18 protein-coding genes and 1 tRNA gene are annotated in these 26161 nt (G+C 45.7%); 9 read left to right on the top strand and 10 right to left on the bottom strand.

From position 1 onward, the window contains the following. Positions 1–67 precede the first annotated feature (67 nt). From Q0174_RS03730 to Q0174_RS03710, 5 genes are read right to left on the bottom strand one after another with little or no spacing between them, the layout of a single operon-like run. A complete protein-coding gene (locus Q0174_RS03730) occupies positions 68–571 on the bottom strand; it encodes a flavodoxin family protein (RefSeq protein ID WP_298041745.1) in 504 nt (167 codons plus the stop codon). Continuing rightward, on the bottom strand, positions 568–1782 hold the full coding sequence (locus tag Q0174_RS03725) for a radical SAM protein (RefSeq protein ID WP_298041744.1): 1215 nt from the start codon (positions 1780–1782) through the stop codon (positions 568–570). Before Q0174_RS03725 ends, Q0174_RS03730 begins: the two co-directional genes overlap by 4 nt. Continuing rightward, complete coding sequence (locus tag Q0174_RS03720) at positions 1783–2565, bottom strand: ABC transporter substrate-binding protein (protein WP_298041743.1); 783 nt, start codon at positions 2563–2565, stop codon at positions 1783–1785. Next, positions 2562–3335, bottom strand: a complete 774-nt coding sequence (locus Q0174_RS03715) for an ABC transporter ATP-binding protein (RefSeq protein ID WP_298041742.1) — start codon at positions 3333–3335, stop codon at positions 2562–2564. The genes Q0174_RS03720 and Q0174_RS03715 overlap by 4 nt, the downstream gene beginning before the upstream one ends. After that, positions 3332–4300: an iron ABC transporter permease gene (locus Q0174_RS03710; RefSeq protein ID WP_298041741.1), complete on the bottom strand. Its 969-nt coding sequence runs from the start codon at positions 4298–4300 to the stop codon at positions 3332–3334. The genes Q0174_RS03715 and Q0174_RS03710 overlap by 4 nt, the downstream gene beginning before the upstream one ends. A gap of 558 nt (positions 4301–4858) precedes the next feature. Here Q0174_RS03710 and Q0174_RS03705 point away from each other — a divergent pair. Together Q0174_RS03705 and Q0174_RS03700 are read left to right on the top strand one after the other, a co-directional pair. Then, entirely contained in the window at positions 4859–6940 is a 2082-nt protein-coding gene (locus Q0174_RS03705; RefSeq protein WP_298041740.1) for a carbon starvation CstA family protein, read from the top strand. Further along, positions 6927–7142 (top strand): CstA-like transporter-associated (seleno)protein, encoded by a 216-nt coding sequence (locus tag Q0174_RS03700; protein ID WP_298041739.1) that lies wholly within the window; start codon positions 6927–6929, stop codon positions 7140–7142. Before Q0174_RS03705 ends, Q0174_RS03700 begins: the two co-directional genes overlap by 14 nt. A gap of 477 nt (positions 7143–7619) precedes the next feature. On the opposite strand, the gene Q0174_RS03695 is transcribed toward Q0174_RS03700, so the two are convergent. From Q0174_RS03695 to Q0174_RS03675, 5 genes are all read right to left on the bottom strand, one after another. Next, entirely contained in the window at positions 7620–8777 is a 1158-nt protein-coding gene (locus Q0174_RS03695; RefSeq protein ID WP_298041738.1) for a hypothetical protein, read from the bottom strand. 379 nt (positions 8778–9156) lie between these two features. Then, positions 9157–9357, bottom strand: coding sequence for a hypothetical protein (locus tag Q0174_RS03690; RefSeq protein WP_297882160.1), 201 nt, complete (start codon positions 9355–9357; stop codon positions 9157–9159). 130 nt (positions 9358–9487) lie between these two features. Further along, positions 9488–10090, bottom strand: a complete 603-nt coding sequence (locus Q0174_RS03685; protein WP_298041737.1) for an NAD(P)H-dependent oxidoreductase — start codon at positions 10088–10090, stop codon at positions 9488–9490. Position 10091: 1 nt separating this feature from the next. Beyond that, the gene (gene guaA / locus Q0174_RS03680; protein ID WP_298041736.1) at positions 10092–11627 is read right to left on the bottom strand and encodes a glutamine-hydrolyzing GMP synthase; all 1536 of its coding nucleotides are present in this window, start codon (positions 11625–11627) and stop codon (positions 10092–10094) included. Between the two features lie 54 nt (positions 11628–11681). After that, positions 11682–11882, bottom strand: coding sequence for a hypothetical protein (locus Q0174_RS03675; RefSeq protein WP_298041735.1), 201 nt, complete (start codon positions 11880–11882; stop codon positions 11682–11684). 48 nt (positions 11883–11930) lie between these two features. Here Q0174_RS03675 and Q0174_RS03670 point away from each other — a divergent pair, with 48 nt between their 5' ends. The 7 genes from Q0174_RS03670 to Q0174_RS03640 form a co-directional block, all read left to right on the top strand. Beyond that, positions 11931–12320, top strand: coding sequence for a hypothetical protein (locus Q0174_RS03670; RefSeq protein WP_298041734.1), 390 nt, complete (start codon positions 11931–11933; stop codon positions 12318–12320). Next, positions 12301–14103, top strand: a complete 1803-nt coding sequence (uvrC, locus tag Q0174_RS03665; protein ID WP_298041733.1) for an excinuclease ABC subunit UvrC — start codon at positions 12301–12303, stop codon at positions 14101–14103. Before Q0174_RS03670 ends, uvrC begins: the two co-directional genes overlap by 20 nt. Positions 14104–14268: 165 nt before the next feature. Continuing rightward, on the top strand, positions 14269–18807 hold the full coding sequence (locus Q0174_RS03660; protein WP_298041732.1) for an ATP-binding protein: 4539 nt from the start codon (positions 14269–14271) through the stop codon (positions 18805–18807). A gap of 14 nt (positions 18808–18821) precedes the next feature. Then, positions 18822–19202, top strand: a complete 381-nt coding sequence (locus tag Q0174_RS03655; RefSeq protein WP_005869488.1) for a response regulator — start codon at positions 18822–18824, stop codon at positions 19200–19202. 13 nt (positions 19203–19215) lie between these two features. Then, a tRNA-Arg gene (locus Q0174_RS03650) sits at positions 19216–19292 on the top strand. A 940-nt stretch (positions 19293–20232) separates the two neighbouring features. Next, positions 20233–22188, top strand: a complete 1956-nt coding sequence (locus Q0174_RS03645) for a ShlB/FhaC/HecB family hemolysin secretion/activation protein (protein ID WP_298041731.1) — start codon at positions 20233–20235, stop codon at positions 22186–22188. 270 nt (positions 22189–22458) lie between these two features. Beyond that, positions 22459–26161 (top strand): filamentous hemagglutinin N-terminal domain-containing protein (locus Q0174_RS03640; protein ID WP_298041730.1); only part of this gene is annotated, 3703 nt, incomplete at its 3' end.

Genomic DNA, 26161 nt, shown 5'->3' with positions numbered 1-26161 from the left:
GCGCGGGAGTTTAATGATTTGATTTTTGTTCGCGTCGCGCAGCGGTTTGCGCGGCTTGCTTTAAATTTTATTCTATCCCCGCAAATGCTGCTTTTGCGTCCGCCAGATCCTTCTTGTCGGGGTGTTTCGCAGCCTCTGCCCAGCGCGCAAGTCGCTCGGGGGTAATAGGGTGGGGCGAGTTACCGCCGGCCGCCATTTTGCGCATCATTTCAAGTAGATTCGGATCGATCGCGCCCTGGCAGGCAAACTCCCTTATGATCTCGTTGCCGTTTGCTTTAAGCCCCTCTTCAAAGGTATCCAGGCACTTGCGCGAGTGCTCGCCGTCCGGCTCTGCGCCTAGAGTCATGAAAACGCCAAGTTTCTTGCCGTGAATCTTGCGTAAAAAGCGCATAAATTTCGCTTCGGCTTCGCCCTTATCGACGTAAAAGCCCAAGGCTATGAAATCGTAGTCATCGACCTCGCCCTCAAAGTCGCGGAAATTTAGGCTCTCGCAGCTTAGTTGCTCGGCGATCGCGTCGCCCACCTTTTTCGTATTACCCGTTTGCGATGTGTAAAGCACGATTTTTTTCATACAAAGTCCTTTCTAATGATGTTTGCTATCTCTTCGTTGATGTTGTTGCCCCAAAAAATTCCGTCCAAGTTCAAGACCGATTTTTCATCCTTAAGCTCCAAAAGCCCCCAACTTTGAAATTCTTTGAGCTTTTGTACTACTTCGTCGTAAATATTCGCGCTTAGGGCCTCTTTTAGCTCGTTTAAGCTTACGATCGGATACTGAAACAGATTGCTTAGAACGCCGTATTTTGCTTCGCGCTCATCGATTCGCGAGATCATCTTGTGTCCCGACACGCCGTAAATTCCGAAGCCCGCTACGTGTCCGCCCGCGCCGTTGCCGATAGGAAGGACGTCCGTACCCTTGTGGCTTAGCTTGATGTAGCCGTAGTTATCGCGCCCTTTGCGAGCAAGTTTGGTAAGCTCCAAAACCTCGAAATTCCCGCTTTGCAGTAGTGCCTCTGCAAAGGCATGGTGCAGCTTTTTATCAGTCGGCAGATCGTAGTAGGAGGTGTCGATCTTTTTGGATAGCTCCGAGCCTTCGAAAAACATCAGCGAGTAAAAGCTAGCGCTATCAAGTCCCAGCTCATTTACGTAATTAGCATCCGCGATCGCCTCCTCTACGCTTTCGCTTGGGAAGTTGTAGATGATGTCGCAGCAGAGCATGCCGTCAAATTTTTCTCTAAGATCCTTTAGTCGCTCTATCGCGCGAGCGGGCTTATGCACGCGGTTTAGAAGCGCGCGCCCCTGTCTGCTGAAGGTCTGCACGCCGATGCTAAAGCGATTTACGCCGAAGCTTTGCAGAGCGAGCGCTTTTTGCGTATCTAGATTATGCAGCGTGGTCTCTACGCTGATCTCGCAGTCATCTGCGATCTTGAAATTTTTATGTAGCGCGCCCAGAACCTTTTCGAAGTGCGTCTCGCTAAAGACGCTCGGCGTGCCGCCGCCGAAGTAGATGCTTTTGATCTTTTTGGTATCGAAGTAGGGCATCTCGCCGTAGTCTTTGATTTGGCGGATCAAAAATTTAACGTATTCGTCCAGCTCGTCGCCGAGCTTGGAGCGCATCATCGAACAAAACGAGCAGATGTTGTCGCAAAACGGCACATGCAGATAGATCACGCAATCGCTGTCTTTCGCGGGCTGCTCCAGCGCATCGAACAGCTCATTTTCGCTTGCGGAGACGCTCTCGAAAAGCTTGGAGCGATGGTGGGATTTAATGCGTTCTTTAAACATCTATTTCGTTGCCTCCGCGTAAATTTCATCCACCGTCTCGCCGATCTGCGGGCTTCCGCGCAAGATGAGCGTCGGAGCTTTTAAAATTTTGCCCGATTTTACCGCTTTGGTATTTCTAAGGATCGGATTTGCTTTTAAAAAATCCTCTGTCTCGCCGCCCACAACTACGATTATATCGGGGTTTTGCTCGAGGATGTATTCGGCAGATACCGAAGGCGTGCTGCCTTTTAGGCCGTCTGCGATATTTTTGGCGCCTAGGCGAGCGAATATATCGCCTACTAGGGTTTTGTCGTTAAAGGCCATAGTGGCGTTTGAGCCGAAAAATAGCGCTACTTTTTTGCCGCGAAGAGCGGGTTTGTCTGCAAAAATTCCATCCATCCGCGCGCAAATTTTATCCGCCTCGCTCTCTTTTTTTACGATAGTCGCGATGGCTTTTACGTTTTTGCAGATATCTGCGGTGGAGTTTGCATCCATCGCAAGGCTCTTAAGCCCCAGTTTTTGCAGATTATCGCTAACGCCTGCGGAGTGAAAGCTCGTGATAACCAGATCGGGCTTAAGTTCTACGATCTTTTCCATATTCGGCTTTACGTAGGTGCCTACGCTAGGCAGTTTCGCGGTTTCTGCCTCCGGGCGGATCTTGCTCATCGAGGTAGTTGAGATCGCAGCGATCTGATCCTGCGCGCCTAAAGCGTAGATGATCTCGACTGCGGCGGGGTCGAGCACTACCAGGCCGTTGGCGAGCGCAAAACTCGCCGAAAGCAAAGCTATAAGAATTTTTTTCATAATTTCTCCTTTTTGGGTAGTATAAACTTTACCCCGTTTTCTTCTACTATTAAGGCTTCAAAGCCGTAAATTTCTTTTATGATCTGCGGCGTAAAAAGCTCGCTCGCGCTACCGCGATACCTTACTGTGCCGTCTTTTAGCATCAAAATTTCGTCGCAAAAAAGCGAGGCTAAATTTAGATCGTGCAGCACGATGACGCTCGTTAAATTTAGCGTTTTGGTTAAATTTTCGCAGATCCTCATCGCCTCGATCGCGTAGTTCATATCTAGCGCGCCCGTGGGCTCATCGAGCAGTAAAATTTCAGGCTCGCTGACGAGCGCTCTAGCAAGCAGCACGCGCCCGAACTCGCCGCCGCTTAGCTCAAACGCGCTGCGATTTAAAAATTTCTTCACGTCCAAAAGCTCGGCGATTCGCTCTACCTTGTCGCGGTCGCTCGCGTCATAGCCGCTAAATGCGCTTTTTAGGCGGCAAAATCTGCCCGCAAGTAAAATTTCATTCACGTTCAGCGCGGCTGCGAGGGCTGTTTTTTGCGGCACGAAGCCGATAAGTGCGGCGAGCTCTTTGAGGCTATATTCGCTTGCTTTTTTGCCGTTTATTTCGATGATGCCGCTTGCAGGCTTTAAAATTTGCAATATATTTTTTAACAAGGTGCTCTTGCCGCAGCCGTTAGGACCCAAAATCCCGTAAAATTTCCCCCGCTTTAAATTTAACTCGATGCCTCGCAAGATCGCCCGCTTGCCGTAGCTGAAGTTTAGCGCCGAAATTTTCATGCATGCTTCCTAAACGCTAGGTATAGAAAAAATGGCGCGCCGAAAAAGGAGGTCACCACGCCGATCGGAATTTCTACCGGCGAGAGGGCGTTTTTAGCGATTACGTCGCAAAAAACCAAAAAAACTCCGCCGGTAAGCGCGCTAGCAGGGATCAGCACGGCGTTGCTCGCCGTATGAAGCGCCATGCGAAGCGTGTGCGGAATGATGAGCCCCACGAAACCTATCATCCCCGTAAATGCGACCGAAAAGCCGATGATGAGCGAGGAGACGATGAGTAGGCTCTTTTTGGACTTATCGACGTTGAGTCCCAGCGATTTCGCCTCCTCGTCGCCGTTTAAGATGATATTTAGCTCGTGGCGCTTCGCGTAAAAATACGCCATGCAAAACAGCAGCGGCGGCAGCAAAAGCGCGATCTTCTGCCAGTTTGCGCCGCCCAGATAGCCCATCATCCACGCCGTAATCCTAAAGCTATCCTCTCCGATGAGATAAACCGCAAAGGAGGTAAATGCGCCCAAAAACGACGACACGGCGATACCTACGATCAGTAGCGTAGAGATCGAGCGAGTATGGGCTGCGAGCTTAAAGATTACGAGTGAAAGCCCGCTGGCGGCCAAAAACGCGAAAATTCCGTAAAAAACGTCGCTAAGCCCTAGTAGATAGGCTATGACCGCGCCGAAGGTCGCTGCCGAGGCGATGCCGATGATGTAAGGGTCTGCGAGCGGGTTTAAAAATACGCTTTGCACAACCACCCCCGAAGTTGCCAGCAGCGCGCCTATTAAAATTCCAAGTACGAGGCGTGGCAGACGCATTTGCGTTAGAATCAGCTGCTTGGTCTCGTCTATCTCGCCGAAGGTGAAAAATTTTGCGATGTCGCCTAGCGAAATGCTCGCTCCGCCGCTACTTACGGCTACTAAAGCAAGCAAGACGAAAGCTGCGATTAGAAAGAGATAAAATTTAAAGCTCATAGCCCACCAGGCGAACTATACGCGCAGATTTCGTCGCGGCGGATATTTTTAAAATTTAAACGGTGCCAGGAATTTATACGCGCGGAATTTATGAAATTTTCACGGCTGGCGCAATTATTTTTGCAGCTTACATAGCTTTTGATATCAGCACGAAAAAGTACGTAGCCGCATACCTGATCCGGCATAAATTTCCTCCTAAAAGTATTCGCGATTTTTATTAAGAAATTAAAATCGTTATCATGGGATTTTATCGCTTGATTTCTTAAAGCGCGATAAATTCCATAACGGCTAAGAGCTGCGGAGTTAAATTTGGGCGATTAGATATTAAAATTTTGCGCGTCGCCAAGCTGTCTATTTAAATTTGAAATTCAAAATTTAGGCGTTAAATTTAAACGCCGAAAAGAGCTCTTTTTAATTTCGCGATTCAGCTTTAAATTATAAAAACGCCGATAAAATACGCACTAAATTTTATTTAACGAGCCCCGCTTTAAAGGCGCAAGCCGTTTTGTTAAACGGCAAATTGCGCCAAAGCCGCTCGCTAAGCTTTAAGGAGTGAGCATGAAATTTTGGCAAAAGATCCTTTGGGCGGCGGTCGCCGTCATAGGGGCGTGGTGTTTCGGCGTACTTGCGCTAAATAAAGGCGAGAGCATCAGCGCCGTCTGGCTCGTAGTGGCCAGCGCGTGCATCTATCTGATCGGATACACCTTCTACGGGCGCTTTATCGCGTATCGCGTCTTTGAGCTGAACGATCGCCGCGCAACTCCTGCGGTGATCCGAAACGACGGACGCGATTACGTCCCTACGAACAAATATGTCCTTTTCGGCCACCATTTCGCCGCTATCGCTGGCGCAGGACCGCTCGTAGGTCCCGTAGTGGCCGCACAGATGGGCTATCTGCCCGGCACTATTTGGCTTTTGGTAGGCGTCGTGCTCGCAGGTGCGGTGCATGATTTCATCGTGCTCGTGCTCTCCACGCGACGCGGCGGCAAGAGCCTAGGCGAGATGATAAAAGAAGAGATGGGTAAGCTCACGGGTGGCATCGCGATGATCGGGATTTTTTTCATCATGCTGATCATCGTGGCGATTTTGGCGATGGTTGTCGTAAAGGCGCTCGCGAACTCGCCGTGGGGGCTTTTTACGATCGCGATGACGATTCCGATTGCGATATTTATGGGAGTTTATATGAGGTTCTTGCGACCGGGCAAGGTCAGCGAGGCATCGATCATCGGCTTTGTTTTGCTGATGCTTTCGCTTTGGGGCGGGCATTACGTGGCGATTGATCCGTACTGGCACGACGTTTTTTCGCTAAAGGGCGAGACGCTCGCGCTTCTTACGATCGGCTACGGCTTTGTAGCGGCGATCTTGCCCGTGTGGCTGCTGCTCGCGCCGCGCGATTATCTAAGCACCTTCCTTAAGCTCGGCGTCATCATCGGCATGGCGGTCGCGATAATCTTTGTCGCGCCCGAGCTTAAAATGCCCGCGACGACGAAATTTATCGACGGCACGGGTCCCGTTTTTGCAGGTCCGATATTTCCGTTTTTGTTTATTACTATTGCGTGCGGCGCAATCTCGGGCTTTCACGCGCTGATCTCCAGCGGCACGACGCCGAAGATGATCGAGCGCGAAACCCATACTCTTTTCATCGGCTACGGCTCGATGCTTATGGAGAGCCTCGTTGGCGTAATGGCGCTTGTGGCTGCGTGCATCCTAAGCCCGGGCGAATACTTCGCTATCAACTCGCCAGCCGCGGTGCTGGGCAAAGACGCGGTAAGCGCCGCGGCGTATATAAATTCTATCGGATTTAGCATTACGCCCGAGCAGATCGGCGCCTTGGCTTCAAACGTCGGCGAAACCACGATGATGAGCCGCACGGGCGGCGCTCCTACCTTTGCGATGGGGCTAACGATGCTTCTACATCAGATCATCGGCGGCAAGGAGCTGATGGCGTTTTGGTATCATTTCGCGATTTTGTTTGAGGCGCTGTTTATTCTGACCGCGGTCGATGCGGGCACGCGCACCGGGCGCTTTATGGTGCAAGAAATTTTAGGCAACGTCTATAAGCCGTTTTCCGATACCAAAAATTCCCTCTACGGCATCATCGCGACGGTGATCTGCGTGGCGGGCTGGGGTTATCTGCTCTACAGCGGCGTTACCGATCCTATGGGCGGAATTTACACGCTGTGGCCGCTTTTCGGCGCGTCCAATCAGATGCTCGCGGGCATCGCGCTGCTGCTTGCGACGGTGGTGCTTTTTAAAATGGGCAAGCAAAAATACGCCTTCGTTACGATCGCTCCTGCGATCTGGGTGCTTATAACCACGCTTTATGCGGCGATCTTGAAGCTGATGCCGGCTAACGGCGAGCGCGTGCACGACGCGGTAAGCCACGTAGCTATCGCGCAAAATACCGCAGCCAAACTCGCCGGCCTGAGCGATCCTGCGGCGATCGAAAAGGCGCAGGCTATCATCAGAAACAACGTCATCGACGCCGTACTTTGTGGGCTTTTCGTCGTTGTTACGATCATCGTCATCGCTCAAACGATCCGAATGTGCCTTAAAATTTCAAAGGGCGGCGCGAGCGAGGGATATTTCAAGCTGGCAGAAAGCGAGTACGTGGACAGGGGCGTTTATGAAAAAGTTTAAATTTAATCCGCTCGCGGCCCCGAAGGCGGTGGCGAGGTTTTTGGCGCGCGCGGATGCCGCACTTGCGCCGCTCATCGGGCTCGGCGATTACGAGGGCTATCTGAGCCATTTCAGAAGCGCTCATCCAGACGAAATCCCGCTGAGCAGGGCGGAATTTTTCCGCGCGATGCAAGATAGCAAGGCAAAAAACATCAAGTGCTGATAGCGGCGAAAGGGCGCGGTCGCGCCGTACTTATAGCCGGTCTGCGACGTTTTGCCGTTTTGTCGTTTTGTCGTGAAATTTCGCTGCGGGTTTGAAATTTTAAATTTAGACTAGGGTGCGGGCGCGCGAGTCATGAAATTTAGCCTGCTGCTAGAGATTAAATTTCGCGCGTACCTCTTTGAGATTGCGCTTTAAATTTGCTCGCACTTAGGGCGTTAAGATTTATTCTCGCCGCCGCGCCGTACTCATCGCTAGCCGCGCCGTTTTGCAACGGTCTCGCCTACATGTCGTAGAATTTTTAAACGGGTATTTCCGCGTCTTGGTAGAATTCTATATAAAATTTTTGCAAAATTTTTAACAAACCTGCCTTAATTAAAGGCGTGAAATCACGGCTGCAAATTTTAAATCAGGAATATGGGTGTGCTTGGACAATGGCTTAGATCTCATAGCAGGTTTAAAATTTGATCCGCGTCCTCGTTAGGCATTATCGACTAGTACGAGATCGCGGGCGCACTCAGGCGCGCGATGCCTGCGTTTTTCATTTTTACCGGGAGCGAGGAGTGAATATTCACGGTTTTCAATACCGCGGCCGCCTCTGGACGCTAAATTTTGCTCGGCAAATGCGCCCTTTTGCTTCGCTTCGTATTTTGTGCTCGCAGCCCGGCAAGAAGCAGCTGTAACGACGCCTAAAATTCTCACACCCTTTTGTTTAAATTTATGCGCCAGCACGGGCTTTGCCGCGAGGTATTGGACCTGCTCGCCGAGTTTAAATTTAAAGGGCTCGTCGCACTCAAATTTATCCGTCGCTTCGCACCTGGATTTGCTCGCCTTGCCCTGCGTAAATTCGCCCGAGCCGCCGCGATTAAATTCGTCCGCTTCGTCGCATCTAAATTCCTCGGCTTTATCGTGCGCAAATTTGCCCGAGCCGTCGTGCTCGCCGCTCTCGAGGTCGCCCGCCTCGCTACGCACAATATCAAGAATCCTCAGTTCATTCGGCTCGTTTATAAAGTGCCCGCGCCAGCCGTCTGATCCGCCCACCGCAAGCTCGAATTTATCGAAATCAAAGTCCAGCTTCGCGCGGAATTTAACGTTAAAATTTGCGTCCGTAAAAACAAGCTCGTTAGCACCCTCTATTTCGCCGTTTTCGCCAGCCTCGCCCACGCGAATGCAATATCCGCTGCTTGCGCGCTGCACCTGCGTCATAGGGCAAGTTTTAGCGATGATTTTAAGCTCACAACTGCTCAAATTTAAGCCGTAAATTTGACCCGAGCGCGTAAAAATCAAGAAATTTAGCTCATCTTGCTTAAAAATCGCCGCGCAGCCCTTTAATCGCTTTCGCATGCCCGTCTGCGTCTTAAAATCGTAAATAAAAAGCGTGTCGTATGTCGCCGTAATAGCCTTTTTATCGCCATCCTTGCTACTTAGCGCGATAAAGTTGCCGTATTTTAGCACGCCTTTTTTGTGCTTTGAGATGAGCGCGAGATCCGCGGCGTTAAATTTATAAATCGTGTCTACAAAGCCCAAAACTACGAGCGTACGGCCGTCATCGTCAAAGGTCGCAGTGCGGGTAAAATCGCGGAAAGGCGCGCCGGCTAGCTGCCCGCCGCTTGCGAGCGAGAATTTTCTAAGCTTCATCTGCTTTTGCTCGTCGTTATCGCCTGCGTAAACTGCGTGATCGCCCTTTATTAGGACGTTTTGTTGATATCACGAAGTCTGTTTTGAAGCCTGCTTTGCCATAAAATTTTCATCCGTCACTCCTTTTGTATGCGCGTAAAGAACACAGCGCGATTTATTGCTTTTAATTTGCGCTAACGGTTTTATAGGCGCGCATGCTAATACTTGAATTATTGCTTTTAAATTTACGTTATTTGCGCGGCGCTCGGTACCGATTTAATCGACATTTTAGTCGTGCTTTGCGGGCAAATTTATCCGCGCAGCGTTTGGGCCGGGCTAGAAAGAAATTTAACCGCGCGCTGTTTGAGCGAAACCGCAAAATTAGCCTCGCAAATTTAGATCATTTTTTCGGTTTATTTTCTTTGATATAGTCCACGGCGATACGCTGGCAGGCGATTTTATCGTTCTTTTCGAGGCATAAAGTCTCCAGCTCCTCGCGGCTGAAATTTTTGTAATCCTTGATCGTCTTTTTGCCGCCGCCTCCCATGACGAAGTATATGAGAGCCGCTAAAATCGCCATCGCAGCGATTAATCTAAGCATGATTACCTCCTAAATTTCATAGATTTTGCGCCAAATGTGCGAGCGAATTCGGCGCGCATCTGTTTAAATAGGCAGTCAAATTCTATGCCGTTCGGATTTTGCGGATAGCGCATTTTTAAATTTAGAGCAATTACGATTGCTTCGGAAAGTATCTATCCAGCGTCTGAACTACCTGCTTTAGCCATACCTTTCGCTCAGCTTCGTCGCTATCCGCGACCACTCTAAACATCAGCCGCTCAAATGTTTTTACGCCACAAAAATCAAAAATACAGCTTTGCCAAATCCTTTGTAAGGGATCGCCGAAGACCCCGTTTTCTCTGACTTCAGGCGTATTTGAGGTGTTAAAAACGATGGCGACCTCGGCTTTTAAGAGTCCTATTGGAAGCCCGCCGCCGCTATCTTCGGGCGCAAAGTCGTAGGCAATGCCCTGCCTGAACACGCGGTCGATCCAGCCTTTGAGGATAGCGGGCGGCTCGCCCCACCAGTTCGGATGGACAATCACGATGCCGTGGGCGTTTGCTATGTCTTTTTGATGCGCTTTTAACAGCTCGTCGTCGCTTTCGTCGCTCACGAGCTCGGTGCCGCTAAGGATTGGGTTAAATTTCTCCTTATATAGATCGTGAAATTTAACCTCGTAGCCGCTATTTTGCAGCTTTTCTGCCGCTGCGTTTGCAATAGCCGCATTTAGACTTCTCTCGTAAGGATGCGCTAAAATGATGCAGATTTGTTTCATCTTACTCCCACTCTATCGTTGCAGGCGGTTTGCTCGAGATGTCGTAGACGACGCGGTTGATGCCGTCTGCTTCGTTTATGATACGGCGAGAGACGTTTTCTAGCAGATCATACGGCAGGCGCGAGAAGCTAGCCGTCATGCCGTCGCTAGCGTCCACTACGCGTATGCACACGGCGTTTTCGTAGGTGCGGTTATCGCCCATGACTCCCACGGAGTGCACGTTTAGTAGCACGCAAAATGCCTGCCACGTTTTGTTGTACCAGCCGCTTGATTTTAGCTCGTCGCGTAGGATCACGTCGGCTTTGCGCAGCAGCTCGAGACTCGGCGTATTTACCTCGCCCATTATGCGGATCGCAAGACCCGGACCCGGGAACGGATGGCGGAAAACGACTTCGCGCGAAAGACCTAGCTCAAGTCCCAGCTGGCGCACTTCGTCTTTAAAAATTTCGCGCAGAGGCTCGATCAGTTCAAATTTCATATCCTTAGGCAGCCCGCCTACGTTGTGGTGGCTTTTGATCGTCTTGCTTGAGCCTGCGACCGAGCTCTCGATGATGTCGGTGTAGAGTGTGCCTTGAGCTAGAAATTTTACGTTTTTGTGTTTTGCTGCTTCTTTGCTGAAAACCTCGATGAAGGTCGCGCCGATGATTTTGCGTTTTTGCTCGGGATCGACCACCCCTTTCAGCCTGTTTAAAAACAGCTCGCTAGCATCGATCACGTCTAAGCTCACGCCGAGTTTGAGCCTAAACATCTCCTCCACCGCCTTGCGCTCGCCAGTGCGGAGCAGTCCGTTATCGACGAAAACCGCTATTAGGCTCTGTGGCACCGCATGCGCCAAAAGTGCCGCTACGACCGAGCTATCCACTCCGCCGCTTACCGCGCAAAGCACCTTGGCGCTGCCTACGCGCTCTTTTATTTTGATCATCTGCTCTTTGGCGAAGCTGCCCATATTCCAAGTGCTGGTTATTCCGCAGATCTCTTTGGCAAAATTTTTTAAAATTCTATCGCCGAACTCGCTGTGGCAGACCTCCGGATGAAACTGCAGCGCATAAATTTTACGGATCTCGTCGCCGAATACGCACCACTCGCTCTCGTCCGAGCTTGCCATCACCTCAAAGCCCTCCGGCAGGCTCTCGACCTTGTCCGAGTGGCTCATCCAGACAGTAGAGTTATCCTCCACGCCGCCAAATAGCTTGCTAGCGCGAAGCAGTTTCAAAGAGGCTTTGCCATACTCTTTTTTACCCGCAGGCACGACGCTGGCGCCAAATTTATGCGCGATGAGCTGCATGCCGTAGCAGATACCTAAAATCGGAATTCCAAGCTCAAAAATTCTATCGTCGCAAAAATACGCATCCTTGGCGTAAACGCTAGCGGGTCCGCCGCTTAAAATAAGGCCTTTGGGGTTTTTCGCTTTTATCTTATCGATCGGTGCGTCGTATGCGATCAGCTCGGTGTAAACGCCTTGTTCGCGCAAGCGCCTAGCGATCAGCTGGGTGTATTGAGAGCCGAAGTCCAGCACTAAAATGTCTGCCGTTTGCATGAAATTCCTTTGTAAAAATTTTTAAAAGTATAACAAAGCAAAGCTAAAAGTAGGCTATTTATCGCGTAAAATTCTAACGCCGCCTTTCGTGTCGTTTGTATTGTTGCCATCTGCGGCGGATACCTCTGCGTTCGCGGTTTGCTCATCCGCGTCCGAGTAAAAAGGCGGTGCTTTGTATCCGCAGCCGCTAAGTAAAACTAAGATAAAAAATGCTAAAATCCGCTTATGGAAAATGCAAGAGAAATAATAGCTCATATCAGAAAAGATCCTTTATATGCCAAGATGCGAGAAAGAGGCGAGTTTTTGGCGATTTTGCCGCTTAGTTGGCAAAGGCTGATCGCTTTCATCTACGTCAAAGATGGCATTTTGATGATAGCCGCGAAGCATCCGGCTGGGCTTTGCGAACTAAAACGCGATAGTAATATAAATTTAATAAAAGACGTATTAAAGCGCTTCGTAGCCGCTAGAGAGACGGCGGAGCTTTGCGGCGTGCGAGAGATAAAATTTTTCGTCGCAGATAGAGTGATGAGTAGAAGAAGGGCGCAAATTTATAAAGCTCATTTGCGCCGAAGCAGCAAAATTTTATTTTCCGAGCGCGCAAAAGGGGAGTTTACAAACAAAATTCAAGATCCGCAAATTTATAAAATTTTTGAAGAGATAAGAGGGCTGATCCTTGCTAATAGAGGAGATTAAGAGTCTGCCTGCCAGCCCCGGCGTGTATCAATATTTCGACGCCGCGGGCAAGCTGCTATACGTCGGCAAGGCAAAAATTTTAAAAAATCGCGTCAAAAGCTACTTTTCTTTCACGCCCGCTCTTGCTCCGAGCCCTCGCCTAAGTGCGCGCATCGCAAAGATGATAAGCGAGGCGGCGCATTTAGAATACATCGTCACGCCCAGCGAGAGCGACGCGCTGATACTAGAAAATTCCTTCATCAAGCAGCTAAAGCCTAAATACAATATCCTGCTGCGCGACGATAAGACCTATCCATATATATATGTAAATTTAGACGACGACTTTCCGCGCTTTGAGATTACGCGAAAGATCGTAAAGGGCAGAAATATCAGATACTTCGGCCCCTATTTTCACGGCGCAAAAGAAATTTTACAGACGCTTTACATGCAGTTTCCGCTCGTGCAGAAGAAAAATTGCGTCAAGGGCAAAAAGGCCTGTTTGTTCCATCAGATCGGGCGCTGCGCCGCTCCGTGCGAGGATAAAATTTCAAAGCAGGATTACGCCCGTATCGTGCAGAGCGCGCTTGCGGCTCTGAAAAATCCGCAAAAGATGGTGCCGCAACTTCAGGAGCGGATGGCGCGGCTTGCACAGAGCGAAAATTTCGAGGAAGCCGCGCAGATCCGCGATACGATCGAAATTTTAAAGCAGATGAACGTAAAGGTTGAGGTCGATCTGGCAAAGCTCGATGATTTCGAGGTCTTTGCGATTGCTGCGCGCGACGGGCTCGTCTGCGCCGTGCATTTTAGCATACGCGAGGGTAAAATTTCAGCCTCAAGCTCGCATATAATCAACTGCAAAGCCCCAAGCGCCGATGATATCGCAAACGCCTACAAGCAGATGATCTTAAGCGCCTTCCCGGCCGCGGCTCCCGTGGCGTGCGCTAAAATTTACGTTTACGACGAGTTTGACGATGCGGATCTGGTATGCGAAATTTTATCCAAACGCCACGAAAGAGCCTTTAAAATTTACGCGCCGAAAATCGGCGAGAAGCGTAAAATTTGCGAGATCGCATACCAAAACTGCGAGATCAATATCAAAAAGCATCTAAAAACCCACGATTACGCGTTTTTGCAGGAGCTGAAGGATTATTTTAATCTTACGAATTTGCCCGTAAATATCGAAGTTTTCGACAATTCACATATGTTCGGCGCCGCGGCCGTGGGAGCTATGATAAGCTTTCAAGACGGCGAATTTAATAAGCAAAACTACCGCCACAAGCACCTTAGCTCAAATAACGACTACGATCAGATGCGCGAGTATCTAACTAGCCGCGCGCTTAAATTTGACGAGCTCGCCGCGCCCGATCTGTGGCTTATCGACGGCGGAACGGCTCTGCTAAACTTGGCAGAGGAAATAATCTGCAGCGTCGGAGCAAACGTCGATATAATCGCTATCTCTAAGGAAAAGATCGACGCTAAAGCCCACCGCGCAAAGGGAGCCGCGAAGGATAAAATTTGCACGAAAGGCGGGATTTTTTCGCTGCCGACGGATGATAAAAAACTTCAGTTTTTTCAGCGCCTGCGCGATGAAGCGCACCGTTTTGCGATCTCGTTTCATCAAAAAAGCAAACGCAAACTCGATCTGCAAAGCTCAAAACTGCTAAGTTTGGGCGTTAGTAAGGGAAGTTTGAAAAAGCTTTTGGACTTTTACGGCGATTTTGAGAGCATTTATGCGGCGAGCTTCGAGGAGATCAGATCGCTTACGAATATCCAAACCGCCGAAAAAATTTTAAACAATCATTAACGAAAACCTAACGCAAAAAGCTATATTTAAAGATTTGTTTAGTAAAATCACCCATTAACTTTGCAGGACGGCTAAATCGTCTCCGCCTAGCGTGACGGAAGCGACTTCGTTTCTCCGGTTGAATAAAATTTAACGTCGCGTAAGCTGCGCTTTGAAGGATTTTGTATGAATTTAAATACTACAAGTGCTTTGAGACTTGTTAGCGGTATCCCGTTACTTTTGATTTTCGCGTTTGCATCATATTTCTTGTTTATCTCTTTGCAGGATTACGCCAGAGTGGGAATTTTGCAGCAGCAAATTGCTAAAAATAGTAATCTCGCAGCGTTAGTAGAGCAGGTAGATAAAGAGCGCGGTATCACTTCGGCGTTTTTGGGCAGCGAGGGAAACCCCGGTATGGGAACCCTTCTATCGGGCCAACGCAAAAAAACCGACGATGCGCTTGCAAAGTATAAAGAAAGCAAGAATATCAGTGAAAATGTCGTAAAAAAGACTATTTTTGATATTTTCGCTTACGGCACCGGTAATGACGAGCTTTTGGCTGCCGAGACCGATATAGACGGTTTATTAGACAAACTTCCGCAGGTAAGAAGGGATGTCGATGCTCAAAGCAAAAGCTTCGGTGAGCTTTTCAGCTCATATTTTCAAAAATTCGATGATGATGTAAAAACAATCCAACGAGTGCTAAGAGAGGGTCTTGTAAGCTCAAATATTACCGTTTGGACGGTTTCGTTGCTTAATACTTATGAGGCGATGGATGCCACCGCATCGGAGCGCGACTATATTATCGAATACATTATCGGTAGCAAGGCGATGAATCAGGCGCAGCTAAGGACCTGGGCTAGCTTCAACCTATCTAGTTCGCTCCCTAATTACTACTTCTTGCCGGAATCTGATGCTAGAGCCGCGATTTTAAAAATTCTAGACGGAGAGGAATTTCAAAACGCATTAAGAGAGACTGCTAAAATTTCAGCCACATTGCAGCAAGAAGCGGACGAGGGACATTATAGCGTACCTTTTCAAGAGTGGTTTGCCTCTACTACACTTAAATATAAAAAGCTAAGCGAAATTTCTGAAAAGATCAATGCTGAGCTTGCGGCGCATGCCGACACCTACCTAGCGCAAAGGCTAAGAAACCTATTTATCGCTCTTGGTATATGGGTTTTAGCGGCTATTTTGGTCGTTTTTGCCTTGGGTATTACAAGACGTTTAAGACAGAACGTTACCGACCTCGGCAACGTGCTTAGCCGAATCGGCGATTTGACGAATCAGCACGAGCATATCGACGTTAGGACTAGTGAAGGTGTTAATAAGGCGTATTCGCTTATCGAGGACGCGCTCGATCTGATTGCGTATCAAAAGGGCGCTGCGGAGGATGCCAACAAGGCAAAATCGATCTTTTTGGCCAATATGTCGCACGAGATCAGAACGCCGCTTAACGGCATCATCGGCTTTACGGAGCTTCTTAAAAATACCGATCTGGATGAAGAGAAGCGCGATTACGTTGATACCATCGAAAAATCGTCCGAAAACCTTCTAACGATCATTAATAACATTTTGGATGTCTCTAAGATCGAGAGCAATAAGGTCGAGCTTGAGGATATCTTATTTAATCCTATTCAAGATTTCGAAAGTGCGGTTGAAATTTACGTTGCCAAGGCTGCCGAAAAGAATATCGACATCTTGCTCTACATCGATCCTACACTAGTGCACCATCTATACGGCGATATTACGAAGATCAAAGAGGTTCTTATCAACCTCATGTCAAATGCTGTTAAATTTACGCCTGAGCACGGCACTATCGTAGTTGAAATTTTAAGGGAGCCTAGCAAAGCTCCGGGAGAGGCGATCGTAACGTTTAGCGTAGAAGATACCGGCATTGGAATTTCTGAAGACAAGCTCGCAAATGTATTTAACGCCTTCTCTCAGGCCGACTCTACGATCACACGCAAATATGGTGGAACAGGTCTTGGACTTACGATTTCGTCGAAATACGTAGCGATGATGGGCGGTAAGCTTCAGGTCAAATCTACTGTAGGAAAGGGTACTAGATTTTATTTCACCCTTGCTTTCAAAGAGACACAAAAGACCGATGCGGACGCAGTATTTGAAAGCATCAAAGGGTTAAATTTTGCGCTTTTAGCCGATAGCGCCGATACGATGTATAACGATATCGTTAAGAATTATATCAGCAAGCTAGGCGGTAAAATTTCGATATTTAATACGAACGCGCAGTTCCGCTCAGCGCAAAATAATAACAAATATGACGCCCTTATCACTAGATTTAAGAATTACGGCGAGGTTAGCGATATATTGAGTATGCCTACGATCTTAACTCTTAAGCCAAAAGAGCTTCAAAGTATTAGTATTTCAAATTCCAAAATTTTTACCCTTACAGAGCCTTTTAACTTAACTAAATTCGTTAAGACGCTAGATAAAATTTCAAAATCCGGAATTGCTCTAAGTAGATCGGATTTTGCTCCACAGACGCATGAGATTAAGCTGGATGCCGAGGTAGAAAAGCCTATCGTCGCTGATGAAATGATTATGGAAGAGCCGATAGTAAAAGAAAGACCTATCATCAACAAGCTCGATGAATTACGACATGCTACTACTTCGTCGGCAGACGAGCTACGCGCTATCTTGCAAAGCAGAAGGCGTACGCATGATACAGAAGTTCATTCTACGCATAAAGAGGAAACTGTTAGTAAGCCTAGTATCGCTCAAGAGCTCAAAAAAGAAGCTTCTAAAGCAGAAGAGCCGGTCATTAAGCCTATAGATATCGAGCCTATGAGTGATATTAAGATTGAAAAGATAGAGCCTGAATCGCCAAAGATTAATGTTGATATTCCTGAAATAGTAATTCCACGCGCAGAAAAGCCAAAAGTAGAGCCTTCAAGCACAAAGGATGCCCAGACCGATATCGATGAGCCTATATCTTTGGAAATTCCTGATGATTTTGTGGGGCTCAAAACACATGCGACGCAGACTCAGGCTCCTAAAGCCGAAACTCCTAGCATCGATCTTTCCGATATCGAAATAGAGCTTCCTAAGATCAAAAAAGAGGAAGAAGTAAAAGCTGAGCCTGCGAAAGTAGAAATTCCAAAGGCTAAGGTTGAGACGCCTAAGGCTGAGATTGAAATTCCTGATATAGATATCGATCTTTTGGATATCAAACCGAGTGCCAAGGTGCAAGAGCTTGCCGAAAAGATTAAAATTCCAAGCGTAGAAGAAGAAATTCCTGTAGCCATTAAAACCGAGCCTGAAATTCCTATCGCTAAAGCTTCGAAGCCTGATACTTCAAGTGTTTCTGCTCATGAGGATGAAATTTCAAATGTTAAACTTTCAGAACCTGAAATTCCAACTAAAAAGATAATTGAATCAGAACCTATCGCTGTTGAGCCAGAGCCGGTAGCAATTGAGCCTGAACTAAAACCTATAGAGCCAAAATTTGAAGAGGTTTCAAATATCGAGTCTGAACCGGTAACGCCAGTAGTAGAACCGGCAGCTCAAAATATTCCTGCCGAAGAGCCAAGTATTGAGCCGGAGCCTGTAGATATTCCGAAGGTGGAGCCTGCTACCCAAAAAGTCCATGTCGAAGAGCCCGAGATTGAGCCTGTTAGCGTAAAAGTCGAACCGGTAGTTATCCCGCAGCCTGAGGAAGAGGAGATGGTCGAGGTACCCGTCACCGTATACGAAGACGAGCAGCAGGAAGAAACCATTATGGTTGAAGAGGATGTCGAAGTCGAAGAAGAGGTTGAAGTGCCGGTAGAGAGAAATCCTGCCGATGAAAATGTACCTTTGGTCAATAGAAAATATAACGCCAAAATCCTTATTGCGGAGGATAATGAGATCAACCAAAAGCTTATGAAGCATACACTAAATAGCTTTAATATGAATTTAACGATAGTCGAAAACGGACTTTTGGCGCTGGAAGCCAGAAAAGCTAATAACGACTATGATCTCATATTTATGGATATTTCGATGCCTGTTATGGACGGTATCGAATCTACAAAGCAGATCAAGCAATACGAACACGAGAATAATCTCCGCCACATCCCGATCGTGGCTGTTACTGCCAATGCGCTAAAGGGCGATAGAGAGAAATTTATGGCAGCAGGACTTGACGAATACTGCACCAAGCCGATCAAAAAGGATATCTTAGCCCAAATGCTAGATAATTTTATCGGTGATAAACGATCTGATGCAGCGCCTGCCGGTGGAACTACAAAGAAGCTGGTTAAAAAGCTTGTCAAACGCCAGGTGCCTAAGACGGTCATTAAAACTGTCAAAGTGCCAAAGACGATAATGAAGCTGGTTCCTAAAAAAAGCATAGTTTCCGATGACGCAGTGAGAGCTAAGGGTGCGCGCGTGCCGACAAAAGATATACTTATATGTAAGGCAAACATTATGGAAAGTAAAATTTTTGCCAGCATATTAAAACACCAGTATAAAGACGTAGAAATTGCGGGCAATTTCGACCAGCTTATTTCTATGGCGGCTACGGGCAGCTATAAGCTTGTTTTGATTGATAAAAAGCTAGCAGGACTAGACTTAGCGGCGTTAGAGAGCTTACGCCGAAAAGCATCTGCGACCAAGTTAGTTCTGTTTTCTAACGACAACGATGAAAATCCACTATTTAGCGAAGTCGCTAGTTACAATATCACCAAGTCGGGTCTTGAGAAACTCGCACAAAAATATATATAAGGATGAGGTTTTAAATGAGAGATTTGAAAGTTTTAACGGTTGATGACGACGCTATAAATTTAAAGTTACTTGAAGTTATGCTAAAAAAATATGGTAAATTCCAAACCATACTCCAAGCCAAAAACGGCTTGGACGCCCTTGCCGTACTCGAAGTTCAGCCCGTTGATTTGATTTTATTGGATATTGTAATGCCTGTGATGAATGGGCTGGAATTTTTAGATAATCTTCACGCTAGAGAAAGTATAGCTCATATCCCCGTCATTGTCCTTACGACGGACGAGACCGCTAAACGAGAGGCTTTAAATAAAGGTGCTTATGACTTTATGACAAAGCCCATCAACGACAAAGATCTTCACAAAAAACTAGACGATGTTATGAATATTATCGGCGATTAAATTGCCGATTTCTGTCCTCGTAGCTCAGTAGGATAGAGCGCAAAATTCCTAATTTTGAGGCCACAGGTTCGAATCCTGTCGGGGACACCATCTATAAAATTTTCCCCCTAATTTTAGTTTTTTGATTTTTTTAAAAGCCCTGTTTTACGGCTTTTTCAAATTTTTTCAAAAAAATTTCAAATGCTAAAAACGCTAGATTATACAGGTAGTTTAAGAGAAACTACTATATATTAAAAAATGTATAGTAGCTCTTAAGCTTGTTAAACTCTTTGGAAACTTTTATAATTTGTCCTATGAAACTATATTAAATTTTAAAGTATAAGCAGTTATGAAGGTTTTTTCTAAGATTAAAGACGATCCGGCTTTTAAAATAAGACCCCGATAAAGTCATCTAGACACATTGTTCGCTCTTTTTTTATTGCGCTTCGCTTTTAAAATTTTCATAATGCACATCCGCTCCTTTGCAATAGATTTTGTGGTAAATTTAAAGATTACCGCTCCTATTATAATGGGAGAATAAAAAATGGTAGGAAGCTTCATTGCTTTTTCCGAGAACTCGTTGTTCTCACGAGGCTCTATTATTTTTTCAGAAATGCCGTCGTTTCTTATAGAAAAGGCTTGGTGATATAGAATGGTAAAATCTGATATATGGATGTTTTGAAGGGTATGAGGGGCAGGGGATTATGAGAGGATAAGCGTTTATTTTTTGAATTAGACTTTATGGAGGGGTTTTATAAGAAGATCAAGATTTCGGATGTGATAAAATTTAAAATTTCAATTGATACCCAAATCCAAGAAACCTTGCCCGAAAATTTAAAAAATTAGTGTATCATTACCAGCTTTAATCGATAGCCTCTAGTGGAAGATTAAGGCTTATAAAAAGCGAATATAGCCAATAGATGCTTTTGTTATGCCCAAGCTATAAGGTTTTCTTTTGCGGCAATATTCCGATCGTAAAAAATGGGCGCAATCGATGTTTGATCAAAAACCATTATTCTATCTCGACGATAGTAAATTTAAAGGAGCCACTTTGCAACCCCGCGGCGTCAAGCTCAAGCTTATTCTAGCTTCTATCTTTATAGGTTTAAGCTTAGCTCCTAAAGCGATTATGGCCACTCCTGCCGATATTTCTGGTGCTATAAATTCCGAAGAGCAAAGAATAAGATCAATTAGGCAAGGCGCAAAGGATCCCTTTATAACGATACGCAGCGAGCAATCTTCCGCTTCAAGCGTAACCGCGGAGCCCAAGAAAGCAGGAATTTGCTTTAAAATTTATGAGATCAAACTTATTAACGCAGAAGCGCAAGATGAGCAGAAAAGTAGCATGGATTCTAAATTTAACGAATCGGACTACAAATCTAAAAACGAAGATGATCTAAAAACTTCCGCCATCAACCCCAAAGACGGTGCCGGCTCGGGTGCTCTTACCTTTAAGCCGAATGATGAAAACTTGAGGCGCGCGAAAGTAAAAACTCCCGCTAAGTCCATCAACCCTACCTTCAATTCCGATCATTCAGTTCCGCCGGGGTTTGAAAGAATTTTAAACTCAACCCTAAAAGGGCTTAAATTTAAAAGCGGCGACTGTTTGGGAGGCGATGAAATTTTAGCTCTGGCAAGAGCGTATAACAATAAAATCATATCCGCAGGCTTTATTACTACCTCCGTTTCTATCCCCCAGCAAAACATCTCTACAGGCACCCTTCTTTTGGCTCTGCATCCCGGACGTATAGGCGAAATTTCACTTGAGCCCGGCTCTGAAGCTAAGAACCAAAGAAGTATCTTTACCGCATTCGGCGGCGATAAGAGGGGGGAGATTTTAAATTTAAGAGATCTGGAGCAGGCTATGGAAAATTTCAATGCCGCTTCAAGAAGCGAGGCGGAGATAAGCTTAAGCCCTTCTGCAAAGCAGGGCTATTCCGATATCAATATTTCTAAACAGCAAAGCTTGCCTCTGCTGCTTAGACTAAGCGCGGATAATCTGGGCTCCAAATCTAGCGGCAAATACCAAGGCGCGGTTATGCTTTACGGCTTAAATTTACTCGGATTAAACGAGAGCGTATTTGCTTCTTACGGTAGAAATTTTTTAAGAGGAGATAAAAAATCTTTAGGGGATGATAGCAAAAGCGGCAGATCGGCTAATTACTACGCAGGCTTTAGTATACCTTTCGGATACTTCTCTCTATCATTTTGGCAGAACAGATACACCTACGATCAAATAGTGCCGGGAGCGTATGAGCTTTATACCTATAGCGGAAGTAGCGTTAGAAGAAATTTGGATCTTAACTACGTATATTTTAGAAATCAAAACTCCAAAAATTCTCTGTTTTTTAGAATTTGGCAAAAAAAGTATAAAAACTATATACAAGATTATGAGCTTAGCAACCAAAGAAAGCGTGAAGGCGGCTATGAGGCGGGGCTAAAATCCAAGGTATTTTTTGATAACTCTTCAGTAGAGATGATACTTTCGTACCTAAAATCCACGGGGGCGTTTAACGCCCTAAGAGCGCCCGATGAGGAATTCGGCGGCGGGAGCTCAAGGTACCATTTGATAAACGCCGCGTTAAATTTTAAAACCAGATCCTCTGCTATCCCCTTAAGCTACGAGTTGGAACTTTACGCAAGAAGAGCCAGTACTCATCTTAGCCCCATAGATAGGCTAAATATCGGCGGATACTATAGTGTTAGAGGATTTGACTCTCAGATGAGCCTGCTTGGAGATAGCGGTTTTTATATAAGAAATACCTTGGAATATAAGTATTTTAAAAACAACGGCGTTTACCTAGCCTTTGATGTCGGCAAGCTTAGCTCTAAGGGAAAAGATTATCCAGCAGAGGGCGAAATGCTTAGCGGCGGGGGCGTAGGCCTTAGAGGAAATATCTCGGGCTCTTTTGGCTATGATCTTTTGGCTGCTTTTCCTATCAGCAAACCGGAAAATTTTAAAACGCATAACCCTGCTTTAAATTTCTCTCTAAGTTACGACTTTTAAATTTGTCTTTTAAAAATTTAGCGAAATTTTATCGGCGCTTCTTGCAGCGTTTAATATAAACGAATACGATATATACTTGCTAAATTTAGCTAACTATTTTTAGCACAGATATACTATGCCAAGAGCCGAGAAATAGCGGTCCTGCGCCCAAATCGAGCCCTAAAATAAATTCAAACAAATTTTAAATAAAATATTTGAAATTTACTATTTTTTTAAGAAAGTCTTTAAGAAATTTAAGATATAAAACCATCGCAAACGGAGGATATAAGTATGCAAATTTTATGTTTAAGCTCTATTTTTAATGGCTCGGGGCGACTTGGCGCTTCTACTGATACAAAAGAATATTTCGGCGTCTTTACCCAAGTAAGCAAGCGCCTTGCCGCTCTTTTACTTATTGGTTTGCTGGCTCCTTGTTTTTCATATTGCGAGATAATACCCGATAACTCCGCTGCGGTAAATCATAGAGCTTCGGTATCTCAAACTCCGAATGCTCCCGCCACTCAGATAGATATAGCCTCTCCTAACGATAGAGGGGTTTCTATCAACGAATACTCTAAATTTAACACCCCTAAAGAGGGCACCGTATTTAATAACTCTCAAGGCGGAGCCATAAGTAAAACGGCGGGCTATATACCGCCAAATCCGAGACTCAATCGCGGCGAAGCCAAGCTTATAATCAATCAGGTAAACTCGCCTCTTCCTTCAAATTTACAGGGTAATATAGAGATAGCGGGCAGAAAAGCCGATCTTATCATCGCCAATCCTAGTGGTATCAATGTAAACGGCGCTACCATAATAAATTCCTCCTCCACTACGTTAAGTACCGCTAAACCCACCTATGAAAACGGACATCTTAAATCTCTAAACATAAGCAAGGACGGCTCTATAAATATAGGAGCGGACGGCCTAAACGATAACGGAGATTATCTAAACGTAATATCTAATAGCCTAAAGCTGGAGGGTAAAATTTACGCAAACGAGATAAACGTAGTAGCGACGGACGGTAAGGTATCTTTAAAAAATACAAACTCCGGATTGAGGCAGGATAATCTGAAAATCGAGCAAGAAGGGGGATCGCATCCTAAGGGCGTATCCATAGACTCCTCAGCCCTAGGAGGAATGTACGCGGGCAAGATAAATATAATATCTACTAAAGATGGAGCGGGCATAAATAATAAAGGGGCTATCTTGGCGGACAGCTCTTTAAAGATAGACGCTAACGGAGATCTAATAAATGAAGGAAAGTTAGGCTCCAACGGACAGACTCAAATCAGCTCAAAGACCATCTCCAACCAAAAGGGCTCTAAAATTTCAGCCTCCGACCTTAATATAAAAGGCTCCTCGGTAGAAAACAGAGGAAATATACAGGCCAATACTCTAAAGCTAAAAGCGGATAGACTAGATAATATAAAAGGCACCATAAGCTCAAGCTCCGCTTTAAAGATAGAGGCTAGAAGCCTAAGCAACAAAGATAGAGCCGTAATGGGAGCAGCTAAGAGCGAAAGGCTAAATGAGCTGGGCTTGGACGATACCAAAGACCCTTCCAAAGCGGGAGTTATTCCTCCCTCCAAAAACGAGCTTAGCGTAATAAGCGCGGAGCACATATCAAATATAGGCGGAGCGATACTTTCAAACGAAAGCTATTTGGATATAAAAGATAGCCTTTTAAACGATAACAGCTTGATGGTATTAAGGGCGCTGGATTCCGAAATTCCAAATTTTTATAACCTCGCGGATTCTACCTTTATAGTGCAAGAGGGTTTAAACCTGCGCGGCAACAATCTACGCAACGAAAGCTCAAAGATCATCTCCTTAGGAGGCGTTCTTTTAGGCTACGACAGCATAGATAATTCTAAGGGCTCTATCCTAAGCGGAGGAAATTTAATCATAAACAAAGGCGCTCTTAATAATGAAGAGGGACTTATAAGCTCCAAAGGAGATCTTGCCTTAAGCTTAGATAGTCTAAGCGCTTTAGGTAAGCTAAACTCGGACGGTAGTTTATATCTGGGGCTAAAGGACGATTTGAGCTATAACGGAGGGATCTACGCAAGCGGCGATATATACTTGAACTTACAGGGAAGCTTCATCGCCTTGCAAAGGCTGATCTCCAATAAAGATCTGATCATAAACGCAAAGGGTATCAAAAACGAAAGCATCATAGCGGCGCTTGGAAATTTGGCTTTAAAAGCAAAGGAGCAAATTTTAAATTTAGGCTCTTTAATCGCGCGCGGCGAGCTGATAACAAACTCTGAAAGCCTAATCAACAAAAAAGCTCTCATCTATGCGCAAAACGGCATAGCTTTAAACGCTAAAAATATCCTCAATCAAGACGCGTCCAATATACTTAGCGGAGGGGATATAGTTATAAATACAAGCTTTCTTAGCAACGAAGCGCTATCTAACATCATCTCTCAAAGAAATTTAAATATTTTTAATGAAAGAGGTGGGGAGGGCAAGGCTGACGAGATAACTAACGCCTCCTCTTTGATATATGCAAGGGGCGCTCTTAATATCGGTGCTAAAAAGCTAAACAACCGCTCGGTTAACGAGCCCGTAAAGAGAGTTCAAAGCACCGGCTATAATATAGATTTTACCTGCAATGGGGATGGTTGGGGTTGCAGCGGCGTAGCCATCCCTTTAAAGGTCAATGCGGCAGAGATAAAAGAGCGCATCCTTAAGCAAAATCCTAATATTAGCCCAGACGAGCTAAACGCTAAGATCATGGAGGAGCTTAGCGAGCAAGATATGAATCTATACGTATTAAGTTTATATAAAAATACTAGGCTTCCGGGGGAGGATACTAGGCTATATGATGCTATAACGTTAAGCTTAAAAGACAATCTCTTCGGCATAAAAAGAAGCAAGCCTCATAAGAAGGAGAGATTAAGGCAGATAAGCTACAGCATCAATAAAGAGTATATAACTGAAGATAGCCTAAGTAAATTTATGGGCTCCAATATAATCTCCGCAGAGGATAGCAATCTTAACGTAGATGAGCTAAATAACGATAAGAGCGTAATTTATGCCTATAACGATCTGCTCTTAAATGTAAAGAGCCTAAACAACCGCTCTTTAAGTCTAAATCATAGTATAACGAGCCAGGCGGAGTATAGATGGAAACATAAAAGCCACGGCGGTAAAGGTGGCTATAGCGACCAAAAGAATATCTACTACTCCCAGCCTGCTATTATCTCCATAATAGGAGCTAAAAAAGATATAAAAGGCTATGCGGGGGATATTTCAAATTTAAACTCGGACGGGCAGATAAACTCTAGTAACGCTCCTACTCTTATAAAGGAAGCTTTTTCTAAAATAGATTACTCTCTAATAGGCAAGGGGCTCGGTAATCCTAACGCTTTAAATCTAAATAAAAACGATCTTGCGCCTAGCCTTAATAATGAAGCGGATATGCAAGATATCATTAGACCTAGCTATATAAACAATCTCTTTTCGCCTATAAGCAGTAAATTTTATAACACCTTCTACGTTTATAGCGAGCTGATACCGGATTTTTCATATATGCACAATAAGCTAAGCTTGCTTTATGATAAAAAAAGGACATCCTTGAACTCTTCGGAGGAAGATGACGGCACTCTACTTGGCTCCGCACCTTCTTTGATATACGCAGGAGGCAGCATAGATCTAAGCGTAAACGGCGATCTTAGAAACGAAGGGATAATCTATGCGGGCTCTAATATGAGCCTCAAAGCGGGCAGCGTATCAAATTTAAACTCCGCCTCCATCATCGCCGCGAACGCCCTAAGCATATCGGCCAAAAAGGATATAATAAACGCATCCTCTTTGATACAAGGACGCAGCGTAAGCTTAAACGCGGGCAGAGATATAGTACATAAAACTCTAAGTAAAGAGATAAACCTAAATAGAGCCTACGGCGATCAAAGCAGCACCTATATAGGCACTATCTCAAATATAAAATCTACCGAGGGCAGCGTAGCATTAAATGCAGCTCGTG

The sequence above is a fragment of the uncultured Campylobacter sp. genome (assembly GCF_937996225.1).
Lineage (GTDB): Bacteria > Campylobacterota > Campylobacteria > Campylobacterales > Campylobacteraceae > Campylobacter_B.
The sequence above is the reverse complement of the archived record's forward strand: the minus strand, read 5'-3'. Positions and strand labels throughout refer to the sequence as shown.

What these genes read in the sequence shown, in the direction of transcription:
- Q0174_RS03700 (WP_298041739.1), top strand. Translation starts at nt 6,927, where the DNA reads ATGAAAAAGTTTAAATTTAATCCGCTCGCGGCCCCGAAGGCGGTGGCG.
- Q0174_RS03675 (WP_298041735.1), bottom strand. Translation starts at nt 11,882, where the DNA reads ATGAGCTATTATTTCTCTTGCATTTTCCATAAGCGGATTTTAGCATTT.
- Q0174_RS03715 (WP_298041742.1), bottom strand. Translation starts at nt 3,335, where the DNA reads ATGAAAATTTCGGCGCTAAACTTCAGCTACGGCAAGCGGGCGATCTTG.
- Q0174_RS03710 (WP_298041741.1), bottom strand. Translation starts at nt 4,300, where the DNA reads ATGAGCTTTAAATTTTATCTCTTTCTAATCGCAGCTTTCGTCTTGCTT.
- Q0174_RS03690 (WP_297882160.1), bottom strand. Translation starts at nt 9,357, where the DNA reads ATGCTTAGATTAATCGCTGCGATGGCGATTTTAGCGGCTCTCATATAC.
- Q0174_RS03705 (WP_298041740.1), top strand. Translation starts at nt 4,859, where the DNA reads ATGAAATTTTGGCAAAAGATCCTTTGGGCGGCGGTCGCCGTCATAGGG.
- Q0174_RS03685 (WP_298041737.1), bottom strand. Translation starts at nt 10,090, where the DNA reads ATGAAACAAATCTGCATCATTTTAGCGCATCCTTACGAGAGAAGTCTA.
- Q0174_RS03695 (WP_298041738.1), bottom strand. Translation starts at nt 8,777, where the DNA reads ATGAAGCTTAGAAAATTCTCGCTCGCAAGCGGCGGGCAGCTAGCCGGC.
- Q0174_RS03725 (WP_298041744.1), bottom strand. Translation starts at nt 1,782, where the DNA reads ATGTTTAAAGAACGCATTAAATCCCACCATCGCTCCAAGCTTTTCGAG.
- guaA (WP_298041736.1), bottom strand. Translation starts at nt 11,627, where the DNA reads ATGCAAACGGCAGACATTTTAGTGCTGGACTTCGGCTCTCAATACACC.
- Q0174_RS03655 (WP_005869488.1), top strand. Translation starts at nt 18,822, where the DNA reads ATGAGAGATTTGAAAGTTTTAACGGTTGATGACGACGCTATAAATTTA.
- Q0174_RS03730 (WP_298041745.1), bottom strand. Translation starts at nt 571, where the DNA reads ATGAAAAAAATCGTGCTTTACACATCGCAAACGGGTAATACGAAAAAG.
- Q0174_RS03660 (WP_298041732.1), top strand. Translation starts at nt 14,269, where the DNA reads ATGAATTTAAATACTACAAGTGCTTTGAGACTTGTTAGCGGTATCCCG.
- Q0174_RS03720 (WP_298041743.1), bottom strand. Translation starts at nt 2,565, where the DNA reads ATGAAAAAAATTCTTATAGCTTTGCTTTCGGCGAGTTTTGCGCTCGCC.